Genomic DNA, 19,546 nt, shown 5'->3' on the forward strand with positions numbered 1-19,546 from the left:
GTAATGGCCGTCAGCGCAGTGTGGCCTGGTCCAGTTCCCATCGGAACGGCTCGGTCAGCGCGAGAGTCTCGCCCGCCTTGGCCACCCGGTCCTCCACGTAATGGCCGCCGTCGAGCCGGTACAGCCGCAGCGCGTGGCTGTCGCCGTCCTGCTCCACCAGCAGGTACCACGGGATCCGGGCGATCGCGTAGAGCTGCATCTTGACCAGCCGATCGGTGGCGGCGTTCCCCGGGGAGGCGATCTCGCCCACGAGCCTTACCTCACCCGCCTCGATGACGGTGCCCTCGTCATCGGTGTTCGCCACAACGAGGTCCGGAATGACGATCCGATCGGCCCTGAGCCGGACGTTCACGGCCTCGAACACCAACAGTCCGTCCGGCGCGACCGCCGACTCAACCGAGTTGGCGAGGCGACGCGAGACGGTCTGGTGCCTCTTGCTCGGGGCAGGGCTCACGATCAGGCTCCCGTCGAGCAGTTCGATCCGGATTCGGCTCTCGCCCAGGGCGAAGTAGTCAGCCTCGGTCCAGAGGCCGACGTGCTGCTCAAGGGGCTCAAGGGGTGCCGCGCTCACCGGCGTTCACCTTCCGCTCCGATCGCCACCCGGTCAGTTTCACACCATACGAGCCCTCGGCCCCGGAACGACACCCGATCAGCGGGGTAGGCTGCGGCCCCATGCCCCTGATCGACGGTCTGACCACCCTCTGGGACAAGCTGTTGAGCGCCCAGCCCGCCCCGCCTCCCCTGCTGGTGCTGATCACCGCCGCCGTCGCGCTGGCCGTGGTCGCCATCCGGCCGCCGTGGCGGATCGCCCGTAACGCGGTGACCATCGCCCACGAGGGCGGCCACGCGCTGATGGCGCTGCTGACCGGCCGCAGGCTGCGCGGCATCCGGCTGCACTCGGACACCTCCGGGCTCACCCTCTCCGCCGGGCGACCCTCGGGGCCGGGGATGGTCCTCACCCTGTTCGCCGGATACATCGCCCCGTCGCTGATCGGTCTCGCCGGTGGGTGGCTGCTCGCCGGCAACCGGATCACCCTGCTGCTCTGGGTGGCGGTCGCGCTGTTGCTGGCCATGCTGCTGATGATCCGCAACGTCTTCGGCGTGCTCTCGCTTCTGGTCACCGGCGGGGTGGTGCTCGCCGTGTCCTGGTACGCGTCCCCCGACGTGCAGGCGGCGTTCGCCTGGACATCGGTCTGGTTCCTGCTCTTCGGCGGCGTACGCCCGGTGGCCGAGCTGCAACGGGTACGCAGCCGGGGCCGGATGCCCGAGTCCGACGCGGACCAGCTCGCCCGGCTCACCCCCTTCCCCGCGCTGTTCTGGGTGACGGTCTTCGCCCTGGTCAACCTGGCCGTCCTCGGCGTCGGCGCAGTGCTGCTCGCCGGTCCGATCCTCCGCGACGCGGGCCTCGCCCTCTGACGCGAAACCGGCCTCGCCCAATCGCGAGGCGGAGGAACCGCACGCCCGAGCCGGGGGCCGGACGAGCGCGGGGACGGTGGGAACGCCATCCTCGGCATAGGCTGCGCGGCCATGGACGAGGTGACCGCCCGGAATCGGGCCGCGTACGACCGGATCGCCGAGGATTTCGCCGCCCGTAACCCCGACGTGCCCGACCCGTACCTGGCGGTGGCCGACGAGTTCCAGCGCCGCGCGGACGGGCCGCTGCTCGACCTGGGCTGCGGCCCCGGCCGGGACCTCGCCTACTGGGCCGCCCGTGGCGTGGCGGCCGTCGGCCTGGACCTGTCAGCCGCGATGCTGCGCGCCGCCCGCAGCCGGGTCGGGGCACCGCTGGTGCAGGGCGACCTGCTGCGGCTGCCGTTCCGGGCCGGCGTCTTCGGTGGGGTCTGGTGTTCGGCGTCCCTACTGCACCTGCCCAAGGCGGCGGCCCCGGCGGCGCTGGCGGAGGTCCGTCGGATGGTGCGATCCGGCGGTCCGTTGCTGCTCAGCCTGCAGGAGGGCGACGGGGAGAGCTGGCAGGGGTGGCCCGGCGAGGCGATCGACCGGTTCTTCGCCCGCTATCGCCCGGCGGAGGCCGAGACGTTGCTGGCCGAGGCGGGGTTCAGCCTGCGCCAACTGGAGCGGGACACCACCCCGGCTGGCAAGCGGTGGTTGTGCCACCTTGCCATCGCGAACTGACCGGAGGCGTATCGACGCCACCACCGCGAACTGACCGGAGGCGTACCGACGCCGGCGAACGCGGCGGTCCAGGTCGCCGTCCGCCGGGCGGTCCGCGAGCGGATCCCCGCCGGCGGCTTCCCGTTGGCCGAGCTGGAGAAAATGGTCGGCTGACCGGGCAACCGCACCCGCGGCGCCAGGCGTCTCCCCTGCGACCGCCACGGGGGAGGTAGCAGCGTGCCGGACGTCGACGGGTTCGACGAGTTCTACCGCGGCAGCCGGCAACGGCTGCTCGGCTTCGTCTACGTGCTCACCGGCGACCTAGCCGAGGCCCAGGACGCCGTGCAGGAGGCGTACATCCGGGCCTGGCAGCGCTGGTCGACGGTGAGCGGGTACGACGAACCGGAAGCCTGGGTACGGGTGGTGGCCAGCCGGATCGCGGTGAGCCGGTGGCGCAGCCTGCGCAGTCGCGCCCGGGCGTACCTGCGGCACGGGGCGGAGGAGAGTATGGCGCCGCCCGGTACCGACACCGTCGAGGTGGTGGCCGCGCTGCGCCGGCTGCCCGAGGAACAGCGCACGGCCATCGCGCTCTACTACCTGCTCGGCATGCCGGTCGCAGAGGTCGCCCGGGAGACGGCGGCTCCGGTCGGCACGGTGAAGGCGCGACTCTCCCGGGGGCGCGCCGCGCTCGCCGGGCTGCTCGCCGTCGTGGATCTGGAGGAGGCCGCCGATGCGTGACGACGACCTGGCATTCGTCGAGCTGGTGCAGCGGGAGCTGTGGGACGTCCGCTGGCTCGATCCGGCCGAGATCCGGGCCCGGGCCCGGCGTCGCAGCCGGCGTACGGCGGTGCTGGCCGCCGCTGCCGTGCTGGCGGTCGCGTCCGCTTCGGCTGCTGCCGTGGCGGCAGGCCGGCACCCGTCCGGGTCGGCGTCCGCCGCGTCCGGGTCGGCGTCCCCCGCGACCACGGCGGCGTCCACCGTGTCCGGGGTGGCGCCCCCCGCGTCCGGGCCGGCGTCCGCCGGGCCGTTTGGTCCTGCGTCTCCGGCCGCCACGCCGAGCAGTTGGACACCGGCCGAGGTGCCGCTGGACGTGCTGCTGCAACCGACCGACCTGGCGGCGAAGACGGAAGCCCCGTTGACCGAGGCCGGCCTCGGGGAGGGGGTCCAGCTCGACCAGATGCTGTTGTACTGCCGGGAATTCCAAGGGCTGCGGGCGGGATGGGAGCCGTCCCGGTATTCCCGCTCGGTGACCATCCTCCGTGACCGTCCACAGAATGCCGGGCGCCGACCGGGTGACGTGTTGCTCATGCAGGACGTCTACCGGGTCGCGCCGGATGTGGCCGACCGGATCTTCACCAGGATGGGCGAGCTGCTAGCGCCGTGCCAGCAGTGGCGGTCCAGCGGTCCGATCCAGTGGCATGGGAAGACGATCAGGGCGCAGGTCGTGCACTCCTGGCAGGAAGTCGACCGCGACTTCGCCGGCGAAGAATCGGTGCTGCTGCGGCACACGGTTACGCAGGCCCGGAACCTGGACACCGGAAAGCAGCTGGCCGAGGTGTCCGAGCCGGACAGTACGGCGGTGGTCCGGGTCGGCGACCTCGTCAGCGTGATCGGGGTCGGCCAGGACGGTACCGAGGCCGACCTGCGCCGCCTGGCCACCGTGGCGGCGGAACGCATGTGCCCCGCCGCGAACCCCCACTGCTGAAGCGGTTGTCAACCGGGGCCCCCTGCTCTACACCAGGCGTTAACAGGGGACCCCTCCGTTCGCCTACAGCGGGATGTTGCCGTGCTTCTTGGGGGGCAGGGTCTCGCGCTTGGTGCGGAGCACCCGCAGGGCGCGGACGATCTGGGTACGGGTCTCGTGCGGCGGGATCACGCTGTCGACGTACCCGAGTTCGGCGGCGATGTACGGGTTGGCCAGGGTGTCTTCGTACTCGGCGATCTTCTCGGCGCGGACGGTCGCCGGGTCCTCGGCGTTCGCCAGCTCCTGGCGGTAGAGGATGTTCACCGCGCCCTGCGCGCCCATCACCGCGATCTGCGCGGTCGGCCAGGCGAAGTTCAGGTCCGCGCCGAGGTGCTTGGAGCCCATGACGTCGTACGCCCCGCCGTACGCCTTGCGGGTGATCACGGTGACCTTCGGGACGGTGGCCTCGGCGTACGCGTAGATGAGCTTCGCGCCGCGGCGGATGATGCCGTCCCACTCCTGGCCGGTGCCGGGGAGGAACCCGGGCACGTCCACGAAGGTCAGCACCGGGATGTTGAACGCGTCGCAGGTACGCACGAACCGGGCTGCCTTCTCGGACGCGGCGATGTCGAGCGTGCCGGCGAACTGCATCGGCTGGTTGGCGACCACGCCCACCGGGCGCCCTTCGACCCGGCCGAAGCCGACCACGATGTTCTGCGCGTAGAGGGGCTGGACCTCCAGGAACTCCCCGTCGTCGAGGATGTGCTCGAGGACCCGGTGCATGTCGTACGGCTGGTTCGCCGAGTCCGGGATCAGTGTGTCCAGCTCCCGGTCCTCGTCCGTGATCGTCAGCTCGGCCGGGGCCGCGAAGACGGGCGGCTCGTCGAGGTTGTTCGACGGCAGGTACGACAGGAGCGCCTTGACGTACTCGATCGCGTCCTCCTCGTCGGTGCCGAGGTAGTGCGCGTTGCCGCTGCGGCTGTTGTGGGTCCGGGCGCCGCCCAGCTCCTCCATCGCGACGTCCTCGCCGGTGACCGTCTTGATCACGTCGGGGCCGGTGATGAACATGTGCGAGGTCTGGTCGACCATGACGGTGAAGTCGGTGACCGCCGGGCTGTAGACCGCGCCACCCGCGCACGGGCCCATGATCAGGGAGATCTGCGGGATGACGCCGCTGGCCCGGACGTTGCGGAAGAAGATCTCGCCGTAGAGGCCGAGCGAGGCGACGCCCTCCTGGATGCGTGCGCCGCCGGAGTCGTTGATGCCGACGACCGGGCAGCCGATCTTCATGGCCAGGTCCATGACCTTGACGATCTTCTCGCCGAAGACCTCGCCGAGGGAGCCGCCGAAGACCGTGAAGTCCTGCGCGAAGACACAGACCTGCCGGCCGTCCACCGTGCCGTAGCCGGTCACCACGCCGTCGCCGTACGGCCGGGTCCGCTCCAGTCCGAAGTTGGTGGACCGGTGCCGGGTGAACTCGTCCAGCTCGACGAAGGAGCCCTCGTCGAGCAGCATCTCGATCCGCTCCCGCGCGGTCTTCTTGCCCCGGGCGTGCTGCTTCTCGACCGCGCGCGCCGACCCGGCGTGCACCGCCTCCTCGACCCGGCGCTCCAGGTCGGCCAGCTTGCCGGCGGTGGTGTGGATGTTGATCCCGGCCTCGGTAGTCACCAAGGGAATATAACGATGGTTCAGGAGGGCGCCGCTGTGCACTGCGCCTCACCGGCTTCCGGCGACCACGCACGGTGGGGCCGTAGGCTGGCGGGATGCCCGGCTCGCCGTACACCGATCTGGACCGCCCGCCGCTGTCGGCGGCCCGGCTGCGGCGCGCGCTGGTCGCCCCGCACGGGCCGTGGCGCCGGCTGGACCTGCGCGCGGAGACCGGCTCGACCAACGCCGACGTGGTCGAGGCTGCCCGGGCCGGCGAGCCGGAGGGGCTGGTGGTGGTCGCCGAGCGGCAGACCGCCGGCCGCGGCCGGCGCGGCCGGGCCTGGCAGTCGCCACCGCGGGCCGGCATCGCGACCAGTGTGCTGCTGCGGCCCGGGGAGGCCGTCCCGGAGCGCGGCTGGTCGCCCGTACCACCCCCGGGGTACGGCTGGCTGCCCCTGCTCGCCGGGGTCGCGCTGGTCGAGGCGGTGGCCCGGCTGGCCGAGCTGGACGCCCGCCTGAAGTGGCCGAACGACCTGCTGATCGACAGCGCCAAGTGCGCCGGGGTGCTCGCCGAGTCGGTGCCGGGCGGCTCCCCGGCCCAGCCGCCCGCGGTCGTGGTCGGAGTCGGCCTCAACGTCACGCTCCGCGCCGATGAGCTGCCGGAGAACCCGACCGGGCTGCCGGCCACCTCGCTCCAGCTCGCCGGGGCCGCCGCCACCGACCGGGACCCGCTGCTGCGCGCCCTGCTCCGCGCCCTCGCCGACTGGTACGCCCGCTGGCGCGACGCCGGCGGTGACGCGGTCGCCAGCGGCCTGCGGGAGGCGTACGTGGCGGCCTGCGCCACCGTCGGCCGCCAGGTCCGGGTGCTGCTGCCCGATGGCCGGGAGGTACGCGGCACCGCCACCGGCGTGGACCCGGACGGTCAGCTCCTGGTCGACGCCCCGCAGGGCGAGCTCCGCCTCGCCGCCGGCGACGTGCTGCACATACGTTGAAAGGAAGGGCCCCTTATTAACGCCTGCGGTAGAGCAGGGGCCCCCTGTTAACACCGGCAGCCGCCCGCTACACCGGCAGCCGCCCGCGCGGCCGATCCCCGCGGGATGCGCCGACCGGTTACGGTCAGCGCGTCCTGTTCTGCGAGGAGGTTTCCGTGGCGTTCCCCGAAGACGTGCTCACCGAGGACGAGCACGTCGTGCTGCACCTGCACCCGCACTGGAAGGCGCTGGTCCGGCCGATCCTGGTGCTGATGCTCGCCGTCGCGGCGGTGGCCGCGGGCTGGGTCCTGCTGCCCGAGGGCAGCGGCGGCACCATCACGCTCTACGTGGTGGCCGCACTCTGCCTGGCGCTGGTGCTCTGGCTGGCCCTGTGGCCGTACCTGATCTGGCGTACGACGCACTATCTCTTCACCAACGAGCGGGTGCTGCTCCAGCAGGGCATCTTCTCCCGTGACCGGCGGGACCTGCCGCTGACGCGGATCAACGACCACTCCATGCACCAGCGTTTCGTCGAGCGGCTGCTCGGCTGCGGCACGCTCACCATCGAGTCGGCCGGTGAGCGCGGGCAGTCGGTGCTCCGCGACGTCCCGCACGTCGACCGGGTGCAGACCCGGCTCTACGAGTTGGTCGAGGCCCACGCCGACAAGCACAGCCTGGGCGACGGCGAGATGCGCGAGATTCTCGCCGACATGCGCGACGGCAAGCCGTTGCGCGATCCCTCCGCCTGAACCTCGCCGGCTCGCGTTGATCATGGAGTTGTCGCCGGACGCCCGCCACGGGCCGGACGACGACAACTTCATGATCAACGCCGCCGCGACCGCACGGTCACTGGCGCGGGAGGCGGCGGGTGGTGGTCCGGAATTCGGCGGCCAACTCCGCGTCCAGGCCCGCGCCGACGGTGCGGCCCAGGCCCCCGTCCGCCGGGGCGGGTCGCCCCGGCTGCGGGGCTTGGTCGGTTCGTACGCCCGGTCGGGGCTCGGCCTCCCCGAGTTCGCTGACGGATTCGGCGAGCTCCGCCACCGGGTCCAGCTCCGCCACGTTGTCCCATTCGTCACGCGGGATGCTGTGCCAGTTCTCCGCCGCGTCCTGCGGCGGCGGCTGGAAGACGAAGGTCCGGTACGACCAGAAGCGGAACACGGTTGCCAGCAGGACGCCGCCCGTCTTCGCCACATTCAACGTCAGCAGGCTGGTCACGCCCAGGCCGTACTTCGCCGCGCCAAGGACACCCAGTTCGATGATCAGGCCGGTCAGGTTGAACAGGAAGAACAGCGTGTATTCCCGGCGAAGGGCCGATTTCGGTCGATCCCGGTACGTCCAGTGCCGGTTCATTAGATACGACGTGATCGTCGCCACGATGGTCGCGACCACGGTCGCTTTGAGTTGGCCGTCTCGGAAAGCCGTGAGCGCCAGCGCGTTGAACACCGCGTAATTGATGACGGTGTTGACGCCGCCGACGATGCCGAATTTCAGCGCCTCGTGGATGAACTTCTGCCAGCGCTCGGGCAGCAGACGGACTCCAGGCATGCGAAACACCTTAGGGAAGTGGGCAGGGCCGGCTCGGCCCGGCGGGACGGGATGGGCGGTGGATCACGCCTCGGGCTCTCGGTCGTGGCTCGGTCCCGGAACGGGGAGAGTTCCCGCTTCGACGAAGACGAACCGCCGGTACGACCAGAATCGGAACAGCGTCCCGAGGCCGGTGCCGACGACGAAGCTGGCCACATTGTCGGCCAGCGCCGTCTGGAACACGTGGGGCCAGACGGCGCCGAGCCCGTAGCGACTGACCGCGAGACAGCCCACGGCGATACCCAGGCCCACCCCGTTGAAGAAGAAGAACAGCGCGTACTCGCGGGCCGGGTTCGAGCGCTGGCGGTGCCGCCAGGTCCAGAACCGGTTGCCGAGGAAGGCCAGGGTCGCCGCGACCACCGTGGAGATGGTCTTCGCCACCAGGGACGGCACGTGCTGGGCGCTGGCCAGGTAGTTGAAGAGCACGATGTCGACGAGGAAAGCGGACCCGCCCACCGTGGCGAACTTGCTCAGCTCGCGGATGAGGTGACCGAAGCGGTCCAGCAGGGCACCGATCAGACCTCGACGGGTCTGCGGAGCACTCGGTTGGTCCCCGGTCATCGTCGTTGTCACTCGCAGAGAGTACCGGTTGGGCGTACCCGGAGACCGTAACAACCGCGAGTGGGGTCCCCACCGCCGGCGATGGTCGCCGCCGAAGGTTTTCCGAAGGATTTGCGTGAAACTGCGCGCTAAAGCGGGTATCAGATCGCGATGCCGCAGCGTGGCCGTACCTTGTGCAGTTCTTCACAACCAGTCTCACTGACTCGCGAGGCAGCCCGGTTTACGCTGAGCCCAATCCCAGGTTCCCACGAGGCGGCACAAGTGCTCGCCAGAACTCGTGCATCCCATTACATCGGTCAGCGTCGACCACAAGGAGATGTGACATGGTTGCTCCGGCTACTGTTCGGGGTATCGATCAGGCCCCGACGTCCCACCCCAAACTGCTCGCCTGGGTACGTGAGGTCGCGGAACTGACCACCCCCGACCGGGTGGTATGGGTGGACGGATCCGATGAGGAGTGGCGCCGCCTCACCGACGAACTCGTCTCCAGCGGCACCCTGATCCGGCTGAACCCCGAGAAGAAGCCGAACTCGTTCTACTCCCGCACCGACCCGTCGGACGTGGCCCGGGTCGAGGAGCGCACCTTCATCTGCTCGGTTGACGAGGCGGACGCCGGCCCCACCAACAACTGGATGGCGCCGGCCGAGATGAAGCGGACGATGACCGACCTGTACCGCGGTTCCATGCGCGGCCGCACCATGTACATCATCCCGTTCTGCATGGGCCCGGTCGAGGCGAAGAACCCCATGTTCGGCGTCGAGATCACCGACAGCCCGTACGTGGTCGCCTCGATGCGGATCATGACCCGGATGGGGTCGAAGATCCTGGCGGCGATGGGTGACGACGCCGACTTCGTGCACGCGCTGCACTCGATCGGCGCCCCGCTCGCTCCCGGCCAGCAGGACGTGGTCTGGCCGTGCAACGAGACCAAGTACATCTCCCACTTCCCGGAGACCCGGGAGATCTGGTCCTACGGCTCCGGCTACGGCGGCAACTCCCTGCTCGGCAAGAAGTGCTACTCGCTGCGGATCGCCAGTGTGATGGGGCGCGACGAGGGCTGGCTCGCCGAGCACATGCTGATTCTCAAGATCACTTCGCCGGAGGGTCGGGTCTACCACATCGCCGGCGCGTTCCCGTCGGCCTGCGGCAAGACCAACCTCGCCATGCTGGAGCCGACCATCCCGGGCTGGAAGGTCGAGACCATCGGCGACGACATCGCCTGGATGCGGTTCGGCCCGGACGGCCGCCTCTACGCCATCAACCCGGAGTACGGCCTCTTCGGCGTCGCGCCCGGCACCGACTGGAAGACCAACGCCAACGCGATGCGGACGCTGGACCGCGGCAACTCCATCTTCACCAACGTGGCCCTCACCGACGACGGCGACATCTGGTGGGAGGGCATGGGCGAGCCGCCGGCCCACTTGATCGACTGGAAGGGCAACGACTGGACCCCGGAGAGCGACCGCCTCTCCTCGCACGCGAACAGCCGGTTCTGCACCCCGATCACGCAGTGCCCGATCCTGGCCGACGACTACTACGACCCCAACGGGGTGCCGATCGACGCGATCCTGTTCGGCGGCCGGCGTCGGGACACCGTCCCGCTGGTCACCGAGGCCCGCGACTGGGTGCACGGTGTCTACCTGGGCGCCACGCTCTCCTCGGAGACCACCGCCGCCGCCTCGGGCGCGGTCGGCGTGGTCCGACGCGACCCGATGGCCATGCTGCCGTTCATCGGCTACCACGCCGGCGACTACTTCCGGCACTGGATCGAGATGGGCAAGGGCGCCGACGGCGACGAGTCCAAGCTGCCGAAGATCTACTACGTCAACTGGTTCCGCAAGGACCCCGACGGCAACTTCCTCTGGCCGGGCTTCGGCGAGAACTCCCGGGTGCTCAAGTGGGTCATCGAGCGGATCGAGGGCCGTGCCGAGGCCGTCGAGACCCCGATCGGCATGGTCCCGGCCCAGGACGCCCTGGACGTCGAGGGCCTGGACATGACCCCGGAGGACGTCCGGATCGCCCTCAAGGCCGACCCGGAGGAGTGGCGCCGCGAGCTGCCGCTGATCACCGAGTGGTTCGAGAAGTTCGGGGACAAGCTCCCCGGCGTCCTCTGGGCCGAGCTGGACGCGCTGCGTGCCCGGCTCGACGTGGAGCCGCAGTAGTAGGTGTGACGGGTGCCCGCACCGGGCACCATCGAACCCCATGAAGACGGCCGCCGAACCCACCGAGGTCCGGCGGCCGTCCGCCGTCCGGGCGCGGGCACCCCGCTCCGACCCGTTGATCAAGGAGTTTGCGTCAGGATCCGGCCGGATCGCGGCGCAAACCCCTTGATCCTGTGGGGTGCGGGAGGATGGGGACGTGCGGGACGAGTGGGACGTGATCGTGGTGGGGGCCGGGCCGGCGGGGTCGGCGGCGGCGCTGGCCGCCCGGCGCGGCGGCGCCCGGGTGCTGCTGCTGGACCGGCACGACTTCCCCCGGGACAAGGCCTGCGGAGACGGGATCGCCGCGCACGCGCTGGACGTGCTCGCCGAGTTGGGCGTGACCGGCGCGGTGGACGGGTACGCCCCGCTGCCCGCGCTGCGCCTCGTCGCCCCGGGCGGCGGCACGGTGGCGCGGGAGCTGCCGCGTCCCGCGTACACGGTGCCCCGGCGGGTGTTCGACACCCGGTTGGTGGCGGCGGCCGTGGCGGCCGGCGCGGAGCTGCGCCGGCACGCCGTACGCCGGCTGGAGCTGCGCGCCGACCGGGTGGTGCTCGACGGGGAGCTGGCCGCCCGGGCGGTGGTCGGGGCGGACGGCGCGGGTTCGGTGCTCCGCCGGGCGCTCGGTCACCCGGTGAACCCGGACCGCCACCTCGCGCTTGCCATCCGCGGCTACGCCCCAGCGCTGCCCGGCCCGCCCGAACAGCTCATCGTCACCTCGTCGCCGCGCTGGCCGGCGTACGCCTGGTCTTTCCCGATCGGTGACGGCCGGGCGAACGTCGGGTACGGCGAGGTGCTGCGGGGCGAGCCGCTGACCCGCGCGCACCTGTTGGACCGGCTGGCCGCCCTGCTGCCCGGCACCGACCCGGCCGCGGTCACCGATCTGCGGGCCCACCACCTGCCGCTGTCGACGCACCGACCGGCGCCGGGGCGAGGGCGGGTCGTGCTGGCCGGGGACGCACTCTCGTTGATCAATCCGTTCACCGGCGAGGGCATCTTCTACGCCCTGCGGTCGGGAGCGCTGGCCGGCGCGGCGGCGGCGGGCGCCCCGGCCCAGGCGGCCCGCCGGTACGCCGACACCCTCCGCCGGCGGCTCGGCACACACCTGCGACACAGCTTGGTCGCCGCCTGGCTGGCCCGGCGGCGGCAGGTGGTGGACGCGGCGGTCCGCGCGGCCCGCCGGGACGACCGGGTCTACCGAAGCGTGGTGGAGCTGGGACTGGGTGACGGGCGTCTCGACGCCCGTACCCTCGGCATGATCGGCATCGGCTTCCGAAACCGGGATCAGCCACCGCGGCGCTGATCTTCAGGGTGGGTCGCTACCCTGCAAGGTGATGACTCTGCGGAAAATCCTTTACTCCGTGTACGAGCGCCGGCTGACGGCGAAGCTTGCCGGCAAGCCGGTGCCCCGGCACGTCGGCGTGATGTGTGACGGCAACCGCAGATGGGCCCGGGACATGGGCTTCGTCGATCCCAACGACGGCCACCGGATGGGCGCCAAGCGGATCAAGGAACTGCTGCGGTGGTGCGACGCGGCCGGCGTCGGTCACGTGACGCTCTGGCTGCTCTCCACCGACAACCTCTCCCGGCCGGCCGCCGAGCTGGATCCGCTGCTCCAGATCATCGAGGACCTCACCACCGAGCTGGCCGAGGAGGGCAACCCCTGGCGGCTGCGCATGGTCGGCGTCCTCGACGTGCTGCCCGCGCATCACGCCGCGGCACTCAAGGCCGCCGAGGAACGCACCCGGGACCGCAGCGGTGGCGCCCAGGTCAACATCGCCGTCGGGTACGGAGGCCGGCGCGAGATAGCCGACGCGGTCCGTTCGCTGCTGCTGGAGCACGCCGCGACCGGCGGCACCATCGAGGAACTGGCCAACACGATCGACGTCGACGACATCTCCGAGCACCTCTACACCAAGGGCCTGCCGGACCCGGATCTGATCATCCGGACCAGCGGCGAGCAGCGCATGTCGGGCTTCATGCTCTGGCAGAGCGCCCACTCGGAGTTCTACTTCTGCGAGCTCAACTGGCCCGACTTCCGCCGGGTCGACTTCCTCCGCGCCCTGCGCTCGTACGCCACCCGCCAACGCCGCTTCGGCATCTGACCCCCGGGCCCACCGCCCAACGGCGCACTACTCCATGATCGGTGCCAGGAGCGGTCAGCGGAGGTGGGAGAGAGCCGCGGTGAGGAAGTCGGCCAGGGCGGCGGGGGAGTCGAGGGTGAGGTCGGCGGCGTCGGCGACCTCGTGACCGGTCTCCGGGTTGGCCACGGCGACGCAGACGCCGATAAAGTCCGGGTCGGCGGCGCCGCGGGCGCGTATCGCGGTGAAGGCCTTGATGTCGGAGACGTCGTCGCCGAAGTACCAGGCCCCACCGGCGTCCCGCACCACCTCGCCGATGACCATGCCCTTGTCCCGGTCGACCGGGGGCTTCAGCTCCAGCACCATGCGGCCCGCCTGGCAGCGCAGCCCCAGCCGCTCGGCCCGGGCCCGGCCCCACTCCTGGACCAGGTCGCCGAGCTGCGGGGCGGTCCGCCAGTGCAGGGCGACGGAGAGCCGCTTGAACTCCACCAGCGCGCCGGGCGGCAGCTCGGCGCTGGCCTGCTCGGCCAGCTCGGACATGGTGGGCACCCAGGGCAGGGCGGCCGGCTCGGTGACGATCTCGCCGCCGGAGTGGCTGTGCTCCAGGCCGTAGAGCCCGTACAGGTCGATGCCGGCGAGGCCGCCGAGGCGGTCGCGGAGGAACTCCACCGGGCGCGCCGAGACGATGGCGATCCGGCGTACGTGGGGAGCGAGCGCCTCCAGCGCGGCGAGCACATTCGGAGCGGGCCGGACCGCCGTGGGGTCGTCGCCGACCGGTGCCAGGGTGCCGTCGAAGTCGAAGAAGAGCACCACGTCGGCCGCACGGGCTGCGGTGGCACGCCACGCGTGTTCGGCGTCCAACGGGGTCTGCGGCTGCTGGTTGCTCAGGTTCAACGGTGACACGCGCGTCAGCGTACCCCGGACACGAGGGCGTATTCGCGGCCGAGATATGACGTCCGGGCGTCGCGACGAGTCAGCGTTCGGCGGCTCCCCGACCCCGCCGCCCGAACGGCACCACGGCCGCCTCCGGACCGTGGCTGAGCAGGTAACCCTCCACGAAGCCGGTGTTCCGGTCGCCGGTGTGCGCCTCGATCTCGTTGAGCCGCGCCACCAGGAACTCGGTGAGCGCGCTGACCCGGTCGTTGAGCCGGTCGTGCAGCTCGGCGGTGACGGCGAGAACCACCGCGGTGCCGGCCGTGGTGAGGGTGAAGAGGTTGACGACCAGGGGAAGCTCCCCGCCGTTCAGCACGCCGACCACCACGTTGCCGGTCACGCACGATGTTACCGACACCACCGCGACCACGACTGCCCACCATTTCAGGGTCATGGACAGACCCCTCCTTCTGTCCCGCAGGGCTGGGTTCGGCCTTGTCCCGTCCCCCCGCCGACGACGAGCCCAAGCAGTACGAATAGGGACGCTAGCGTGCCCGTTCCAACCCCGGAGGGAAACGATTGGGTCTTCCCCTCCGTTCTTTCGCCATCTGAGGAACTACCCGACCTCTTTGCTGCTATTTGGGACATTAGCTTGGAAGGTTGGACGATAAGCGAGGTATCGGATGGTTTCCCGGATGTGGAACTTTTCCGCGTCTGACACGTTCGGGTCCACCAGGCGGCGCAGCAGCGCCTCGACGTCCGGATCCATCGGTGGCGGGGTGGGGGCGGTGCGGGGGGTGGTGGCGCGGTCCCAGCCGAGCGCGGTGAACGCCGCCGAGGGATTGAGGCCCAGCCCCTCGCAGAAGGCGACCACCCGCTCCGCCTCGGGGTCGCTGGCCCAGTCGCCGCGTACCCAGCGGTTGATGGTCTGGCGCGAGACGCCGGTACGCCGGGAGACCTCGGTGCCGCTCCAGGCCCGCATGGCACGGGCGTCGGTCAGGGCGCGACGGACGAAGGAGGCGAAGGCGATCTTCCGGGCGTTGGCGGTCTCGGTCACTCCGTGACGGTACGAGAAGTCGGCCGCGCTGGGACGTCCCGGCATGCTGCTGTCACGCTGACGTGACGGCCTCCCCGGATTTCCGGTAAACGATTCAGCGCTGCTCTTGAGGGGTGTCACCCGGGCAGGATAGATGGACACCAGGACGGCGGTAAACAGACGAAAAGCTGATACTGTCACGCTCATGAGACAACTTACGGTGTGTCACGTGTCTGAGACGACGAGTGCTCACATGCGTCACTCCGCGGGTGCCGAGGGGGTCTCGTGACCGAGCTCGCGACCCGCGCCCAGGCCTTCGGCCTGATCGCGGACGGGGTGGCCGCCGGGTTGAGCGCGCCGTGGCGCCTCTACCTGGCCCGGGGCTGCCGGTACCTCTCCCTGAGCGTCGGCGACCGGGCCGAGTGGAACGCCTGGCGTACCCACCTCGGCTGCCCCGAGCTGAGCGTGCGGGTCTACGACGCCGGCGGCGAGATTCGGCGCTCCTCGGTCGCCGAGGTGATCCTGGACGGTTGCCGGATCAGCGTCGAGCTGGTCGAGGAGGTCAGCACCGCCGACCTGGAGCAGCTCCTGGTCGTCGACCCCCTGGTCGAGCCGGAGGAGCGATGACCCGGCGGGCAGCGGCGACGCCCCCGACGCCGACGGGAGTGACCGGATGAGCCCGTTCCTCGCCGTCCTGCTCGTGCTCGTGCTCGGCTCCACCTGCTACGCGGCGGGCCGGCTGCACGGCCAGCTCAGCTACCGGATCGGCTACCGCTTCGGCTACCGCCAGGGGTACTTCGACGGCGACCGGGGTGCCTGGAACCGGCGGCGGCGCGAGGCGCAGGCCGTGATCGCCTCGGCACTGGCCGGCCCCGCCCCGGTGCCGGTGAGCGCCCCGGCGACGCGCGCCACGGCCTCGTTCGCCGGTACCGCGACGCCCGCCGCGGTCACCGCCCGGCCGGCGTCCGGCCCGACGTCGCGGACCACCGCGACCACACAGCTCGGCGGGCTCGCCACCCGGCAGGGCACCACGTACACCGGGTCCTCGTTCGGCGCCGCCACCGGCACGGCGGGCGGGCGGCAGATCGGGACCCTGGTCCGGCGACAGGGCTGACGCCCACCCAGGACGCGGTGTGTCGTCCGCGGCGGACGCGCACCGTCGGAGCCACGTCAGACCGGTGACGGTGGCTCCGCCGGCCGGGATGCGCGCAGGGGGCATGCATCCCGGCCGGTTCCGCCGCGCGCTCGTTCATCTCCCGGTCAGGTGAGATCCACGTGCGCCACTAGCCGATGGGCCTTCGGGACACTAGCGTCTAGGCATGGCACGGGGTTTTCCCGAGCCAGCCGGAGAGCCCGGACCTGCGACCTCGCGCACGGGGCCCGCATCCGACCCCGTGTCCACCGGGCACCGGACGAGGCGGAACACGGGTGGCCGGGTGCCCACCCGCGGAGCAGGCCTGTGACGACTCGCCGTACCCGAGCCGGTGCTGACCAGACCCCGGCCGCGACAGCCACGACCCGCCGGACCACCCGCAGCCGCCGTGCCGCGCCGGCCGCGCCCGCCGGCACCGAGGAGCCTCGACCAGCCGGCCCGGCCTACGTGCTGGACACCTCGGTCCTCCTCTCCGACCCGGCGGCGTTCCACCGCTTCGCCGAGCACGAGGTGGTGCTGCCTCTGGTGGTCATCTCCGAACTCGAAGGGAAGCGGCACCACCCCGAGCTGGGTTGGTTCGCCCGCCAGTCACTGCGCATCTTGGACGAGCTGCGGGTGAAGCACGGCCGGCTGGACCGGCCGGTGCCCGCCAACGATCAGGGCGGCACCCTGCGGGTGGAGTTGAACCACACCGACGACGGGGTGCTACCACCCGGCTTCCGCACCGACTCGAACGACGCCCGGATTCTCTCGGTGGCGCTCAACCTGGCCGCCGACGGGCGTGAGGTCACCCTGGTGAGCAAGGACATGCCGCTGCGGGTGAAGGCGGCGTCGGTCGGCCTGCGGGCCGACGAGTACCGGCACGGCCAGGCCAGCGACCCGACCTGGACCGGCATGGCCGAGCTGGAGTTGGCCGAGGAGGAGATCGCCCGGCTGTACGCGGGGGAGACGCTGGACCTCGATGCCGCCGCCGGCCTGCCCTGCCACACCGGGCTGGTGCTGCACTCGATGCGCGGCTCGGCGCTCGCCCGGGTGCTGCCCGACAAGACCGTTCGGCTGGTCCGTGGCGACCGGGAGGCGTTCGGCGTGCACGGCCGTTCGGCGGAGCAGCGGATCGCGCTCGACCTGCTGCTGGACGAGTCGATCGGCATCGTCTCGCTGGGCGGACGGGCCGGCACCGGCAAGTCCGCGCTGGCGCTCTGCGCCGGCCTGGAGGCGGTCATGGAGCGCCGCCGGCACAAGAAGGTGATCGTATTCCGCCCGCTCTACGCCGTCGGTGGTCAGGAGCTCGGCTACCTGCCCGGCTCGGAGTCGGAGAAGATGTCGCCGTGGGCGCAGGCGGTCTTCGACACCCTCGGCGCGGTGGTGCACGAGAACGTGCTGGAGGAGGTCACGTCCCGCGGCCTGCTGGAGGTCCTGCCGCTGACCCACATCCGCGGCCGGAGCCTGCACGACGCCTTCGTCATCGTCGACGAGGCGCAGTCGTTGGAGCGGGGCGTCCTGCTCACCGTGCTGTCCCGGATCGGCCAGGGGTCCCGGGTGGTGCTCACCCATGACGTGGCCCAGCGGGACAACCTGCGGGTGGGGCGGCACGACGGCGTGACCGCGGTGATCGAGGCCTTGAAGGGCCATCCTCTCTTCGCGCACGTCACCCTCAGCCGTTCGGAGCGTTCTCCGATCGCCGCAATGGTCACGGATCTTTTGGAGGACCCTCCGCTTTGACGCAGCCCTTTGCCCTTATTCGATGGGCTTCGTCGTGTGACGCAGATCACAATTGAGGGCGTTGGTTTCCCATCCGCCTCACTGTGCGCAATGGTGTCCATCGAGCGCCTCCAACAACTCCAGTTCCGCGCGGCTGGCGCCGCGTAGCTACGACGACTTCAGTTCGGCACGTCTGACGCCGTGCCGCGACCTGAAGCCGTCGCTGGAGCCGTCGCACGCACCCGGGAAGATCGTCGAGCATCGTTCGCCACGGAGGGCGGAGAGCCACGAACACCGGTGCGGCGGCTGCGACCGCGAGGGTCGGGGCGCTCACGGCGCCAGCGCGGCCACGGATGGCTCCGCGTCGCGTCGTGTCCGTGCCCCCGACGAAGGGACCACTTCGTGAGTCGGCTGTGGAGCCGGTTCGGTGCCCGTACGGCCGCTGTCGCGCTGCTTTCCGTGGGCGTTGCCGGCGGCTTCTATCTGGGCGAAGACCGACAGACCCAGCAAGAGGGCCTGACCGCGCAGGCCGGCCTTGAGGTCGACCGGGCGGAGAACGCGTACCAGCACGACCAGCAGGCCGAGCACCGGGTGAGGTCGGCCCGGCAGCGGGCCGCCGAGTACCAGGCGAAGCTGCATGCCGAGGCGGCGGCCAAGGAGGCCGCCGAGCGGGCCCGCGAGGCCGAGGCGGCGGCCGCCTCGCGGAAGAAGGCGCGGGCGGCGGCCGAGGCCATGGCCAAGCCGTACGACGGGCCGATCCCGACCTCCTGCGCCCAGTACAGCGGCAACCGCAAGATCGGCTGCGCGATCATGCTGGACGAGGGCTTCGGCATCGACCAGTTCCCATGTCTGGACAAGCTCTGGACCAAGGAGAGTGGTTGGAACCACAAGGCCTACAACGCGGGGTCCGGGGCGTACGGGATCCCGCAGGCCCTGCCGGGCAGCAAGATGGCCTCGATCGCGGACGACTGGAAGATCAACCCGGCCACGCAGGTCAAGTGGGGCCTCGGCTACATCGAGGGCCGGTACGACAACCCGTGCGGCGCCTGGCAGCACTCGAAGGACACCGGCTGGTACTGATCGGGCGCTGACGACGGCGGGTGTGCGGGAATCCGCAAACCCGCCGCCGCGGGTGGCAACCTGGCCCGGGAGGCGAGTGGCGGCCGGTGCCGATTGCTGATAGCTGTTGACAGGTGACCTGGCGCGATCGCCCGACGGGCGATGATCCTCACCGGTTCGGCACCGAGGCGTTCTACGCCTCACTGGGCCGGGCCTTCGTCGCCATGTGTGCGGTCGTGCCGGTGCTGTTCCTCATCGAAGCGCTCGACGTCGGCCTGCACGCCAACCTGGCCGTGGCCGCCGGCATCATCCCGCGCCGGATCCAGGGGCTCGACGGGGTGTTCTTCTCGCCGTTCCTGCACGCCGACTTCAACCACCTCTACAGCAACAGCATCCCGCTGATCCTGCTCGGCACCTTCGTCCTGGCCGCTGGCACCCGCCGCTTCCTCTGGTCCACGATGGTGATCATCCTGGTCAGCGGGCTCGGGGTGTGGTTCACCGGCTCGCCCAACTCGGTGGTGGTCGGCGCGAGCGGGGTCATCTTCGGCTACCTCGGCATCCTGCTCACCCGCGGCATCGTCGAGCGGAGCTGGTGGAACCTCGGCGTGGTGCTGCTGGTCGGCCTGCTCTACGGCTGGCAACTGATGATCGGCATCCTGCCGACCGACGAACGCGTCTCCTGGCAGGGGCACCTGTTCGGGCTGCTCGGCGGGATCGTGGCGGCGATCCTGTTCCGCCGCCGGGCCGAGTTGTCGGCGCCGGAGCGGCCCGAGTCGCCGACCGTCACCCTGGGCTGACCGGGCGCCGGCGCGTCCGCGGGACACGCTTGCCCGGGGGGCCTCGGCCCGCCTACCGTCGGCATCAGCACGCATTGATCCACAACCGA

21 protein-coding genes are annotated in these 19,546 nt (G+C 71.1%); 14 read left to right on the plus strand and 7 right to left on the minus strand.

Annotated features, from left to right (window positions below):
• Nucleotides 1–10: 10 nt before the first annotated feature.
• Nucleotides 11–571, minus strand: a complete 561-nt coding sequence (locus ACNAW0_RS14235; RefSeq protein WP_416288305.1) for a Uma2 family endonuclease — start codon at nt 569–571, stop codon at nt 11–13.
• Nucleotides 572–672: 101 nt separating this feature from the next.
• Here ACNAW0_RS14235 and ACNAW0_RS14240 point away from each other — a divergent pair, with 101 nt between their 5' ends.
• The 4 genes from ACNAW0_RS14240 to ACNAW0_RS14255 all read left to right on the plus strand — a co-directional run bounded on the left by ACNAW0_RS14240 (nt 673) and on the right by ACNAW0_RS14255 (nt 3,817).
• On the plus strand, nt 673–1,416 hold the full coding sequence (locus tag ACNAW0_RS14240) for a M50 family metallopeptidase (protein WP_416288306.1): 744 nt from the start codon (nt 673–675) through the stop codon (nt 1,414–1,416).
• Between the two features lie 111 nt (nt 1,417–1,527).
• Complete coding sequence (locus ACNAW0_RS14245) at nt 1,528–2,133, plus strand: class I SAM-dependent methyltransferase (RefSeq protein WP_416288307.1); 606 nt, start codon at nt 1,528–1,530, stop codon at nt 2,131–2,133.
• A gap of 216 nt (nt 2,134–2,349) precedes the next feature.
• Nucleotides 2,350–2,850: a SigE family RNA polymerase sigma factor gene (locus ACNAW0_RS14250; protein ID WP_416288308.1), complete on the plus strand. Its 501-nt coding sequence runs from the start codon at nt 2,350–2,352 to the stop codon at nt 2,848–2,850.
• Nucleotides 2,843–3,817: a hypothetical protein gene (locus ACNAW0_RS14255; protein WP_416288309.1), complete on the plus strand. Its 975-nt coding sequence runs from the start codon at nt 2,843–2,845 to the stop codon at nt 3,815–3,817. Before ACNAW0_RS14250 ends, ACNAW0_RS14255 begins: the two co-directional genes overlap by 8 nt.
• Nucleotides 3,818–3,880: 63 nt before the next feature.
• Here ACNAW0_RS14255 and ACNAW0_RS14260 read toward each other — a convergent pair whose 3' ends face one another.
• Nucleotides 3,881–5,464: an acyl-CoA carboxylase subunit beta gene (locus ACNAW0_RS14260; RefSeq protein ID WP_416288310.1), complete on the minus strand. Its 1,584-nt coding sequence runs from the start codon at nt 5,462–5,464 to the stop codon at nt 3,881–3,883.
• Nucleotides 5,465–5,559: 95 nt separating this feature from the next.
• Between ACNAW0_RS14260 and ACNAW0_RS14265 the strand changes: the two genes are divergently transcribed.
• Both ACNAW0_RS14265 and ACNAW0_RS14270 read left to right on the plus strand, forming a co-directional pair.
• Nucleotides 5,560–6,435 (plus strand): biotin--[acetyl-CoA-carboxylase] ligase, encoded by an 876-nt coding sequence (locus ACNAW0_RS14265; RefSeq protein WP_416288311.1) that lies wholly within the window; start codon nt 5,560–5,562, stop codon nt 6,433–6,435.
• 155 nt (nt 6,436–6,590) lie between these two features.
• Nucleotides 6,591–7,163, plus strand: coding sequence for a PH domain-containing protein (locus tag ACNAW0_RS14270; RefSeq protein WP_416288312.1), 573 nt, complete (start codon nt 6,591–6,593; stop codon nt 7,161–7,163).
• Nucleotides 7,164–7,260: 97 nt separating this feature from the next.
• On the opposite strand, the gene ACNAW0_RS14275 is transcribed toward ACNAW0_RS14270, so the two are convergent.
• Entirely contained in the window at nt 7,261–7,959 is a 699-nt protein-coding gene (locus tag ACNAW0_RS14275; RefSeq protein ID WP_416288313.1) for a GtrA family protein, read from the minus strand.
• A gap of 63 nt (nt 7,960–8,022) precedes the next feature.
• The gene (locus tag ACNAW0_RS14280) at nt 8,023–8,559 is read right to left on the minus strand and encodes a GtrA family protein (RefSeq protein ID WP_416288341.1); all 537 of its coding nucleotides are present in this window, start codon (nt 8,557–8,559) and stop codon (nt 8,023–8,025) included.
• Nucleotides 8,560–8,882: 323 nt separating this feature from the next.
• Here ACNAW0_RS14280 and ACNAW0_RS14285 point away from each other — a divergent pair, with 323 nt between their 5' ends.
• The 3 genes from ACNAW0_RS14285 to ACNAW0_RS14295 all read left to right on the plus strand — a co-directional run bounded on the left by ACNAW0_RS14285 (nt 8,883) and on the right by ACNAW0_RS14295 (nt 12,862).
• Nucleotides 8,883–10,721, plus strand: coding sequence for a phosphoenolpyruvate carboxykinase (GTP) (locus tag ACNAW0_RS14285; protein WP_416288314.1), 1,839 nt, complete (start codon nt 8,883–8,885; stop codon nt 10,719–10,721).
• A 178-nt stretch (nt 10,722–10,899) separates the two neighbouring features.
• Nucleotides 10,900–12,060: a geranylgeranyl reductase family protein gene (locus tag ACNAW0_RS14290; protein WP_416288315.1), complete on the plus strand. Its 1,161-nt coding sequence runs from the start codon at nt 10,900–10,902 to the stop codon at nt 12,058–12,060.
• A 31-nt stretch (nt 12,061–12,091) separates the two neighbouring features.
• A complete protein-coding gene (locus ACNAW0_RS14295; RefSeq protein ID WP_416288316.1) occupies nt 12,092–12,862 on the plus strand; it encodes an isoprenyl transferase in 771 nt (256 codons plus the stop codon).
• A gap of 54 nt (nt 12,863–12,916) precedes the next feature.
• Here the strand turns inward: ACNAW0_RS14295 and otsB are convergent, their stop codons facing one another.
• From otsB to ACNAW0_RS14310, 3 genes are all read right to left on the minus strand, one after another.
• The gene (gene otsB / locus ACNAW0_RS14300; protein WP_416288317.1) at nt 12,917–13,741 is read right to left on the minus strand and encodes a trehalose-phosphatase; all 825 of its coding nucleotides are present in this window, start codon (nt 13,739–13,741) and stop codon (nt 12,917–12,919) included.
• A 70-nt stretch (nt 13,742–13,811) separates the two neighbouring features.
• On the minus strand, nt 13,812–14,165 hold the full coding sequence (locus ACNAW0_RS14305) for a hypothetical protein (RefSeq protein WP_416288318.1): 354 nt from the start codon (nt 14,163–14,165) through the stop codon (nt 13,812–13,814).
• Between the two features lie 162 nt (nt 14,166–14,327).
• Nucleotides 14,328–14,768, minus strand: coding sequence for a helix-turn-helix domain-containing protein (locus tag ACNAW0_RS14310; protein WP_416288319.1), 441 nt, complete (start codon nt 14,766–14,768; stop codon nt 14,328–14,330).
• Nucleotides 14,769–15,032: 264 nt separating this feature from the next.
• On the opposite strand from ACNAW0_RS14310, the gene ACNAW0_RS14315 reads away from it, so the two are divergent.
• The 5 genes from ACNAW0_RS14315 (at nt 15,033) to ACNAW0_RS14335 (ending at nt 19,457) form a co-directional block, all read left to right on the plus strand.
• Complete coding sequence (locus tag ACNAW0_RS14315; RefSeq protein WP_416288320.1) at nt 15,033–15,374, plus strand: hypothetical protein; 342 nt, start codon at nt 15,033–15,035, stop codon at nt 15,372–15,374.
• Between the two features lie 46 nt (nt 15,375–15,420).
• A complete protein-coding gene (locus tag ACNAW0_RS14320) occupies nt 15,421–15,861 on the plus strand; it encodes a hypothetical protein (protein ID WP_416288321.1) in 441 nt (146 codons plus the stop codon).
• A gap of 345 nt (nt 15,862–16,206) precedes the next feature.
• Entirely contained in the window at nt 16,207–17,622 is a 1,416-nt protein-coding gene (locus tag ACNAW0_RS14325) for a PhoH family protein (RefSeq protein ID WP_416288322.1), read from the plus strand.
• 381 nt (nt 17,623–18,003) lie between these two features.
• On the plus strand, nt 18,004–18,681 hold the full coding sequence (locus tag ACNAW0_RS14330) for a lytic transglycosylase domain-containing protein (RefSeq protein ID WP_416288323.1): 678 nt from the start codon (nt 18,004–18,006) through the stop codon (nt 18,679–18,681).
• A 113-nt stretch (nt 18,682–18,794) separates the two neighbouring features.
• The gene (locus ACNAW0_RS14335; protein ID WP_416288324.1) at nt 18,795–19,457 is read left to right on the plus strand and encodes a rhomboid family intramembrane serine protease; all 663 of its coding nucleotides are present in this window, start codon (nt 18,795–18,797) and stop codon (nt 19,455–19,457) included.
• Nucleotides 19,458–19,546 lie beyond the last annotated feature (89 nt).

Origin of the sequence: Micromonospora sp. SL1-18 (assembly GCF_047921505.1) — a bacterium.
GTDB lineage: Bacteria > Actinomycetota > Actinomycetes > Mycobacteriales > Micromonosporaceae > Micromonospora.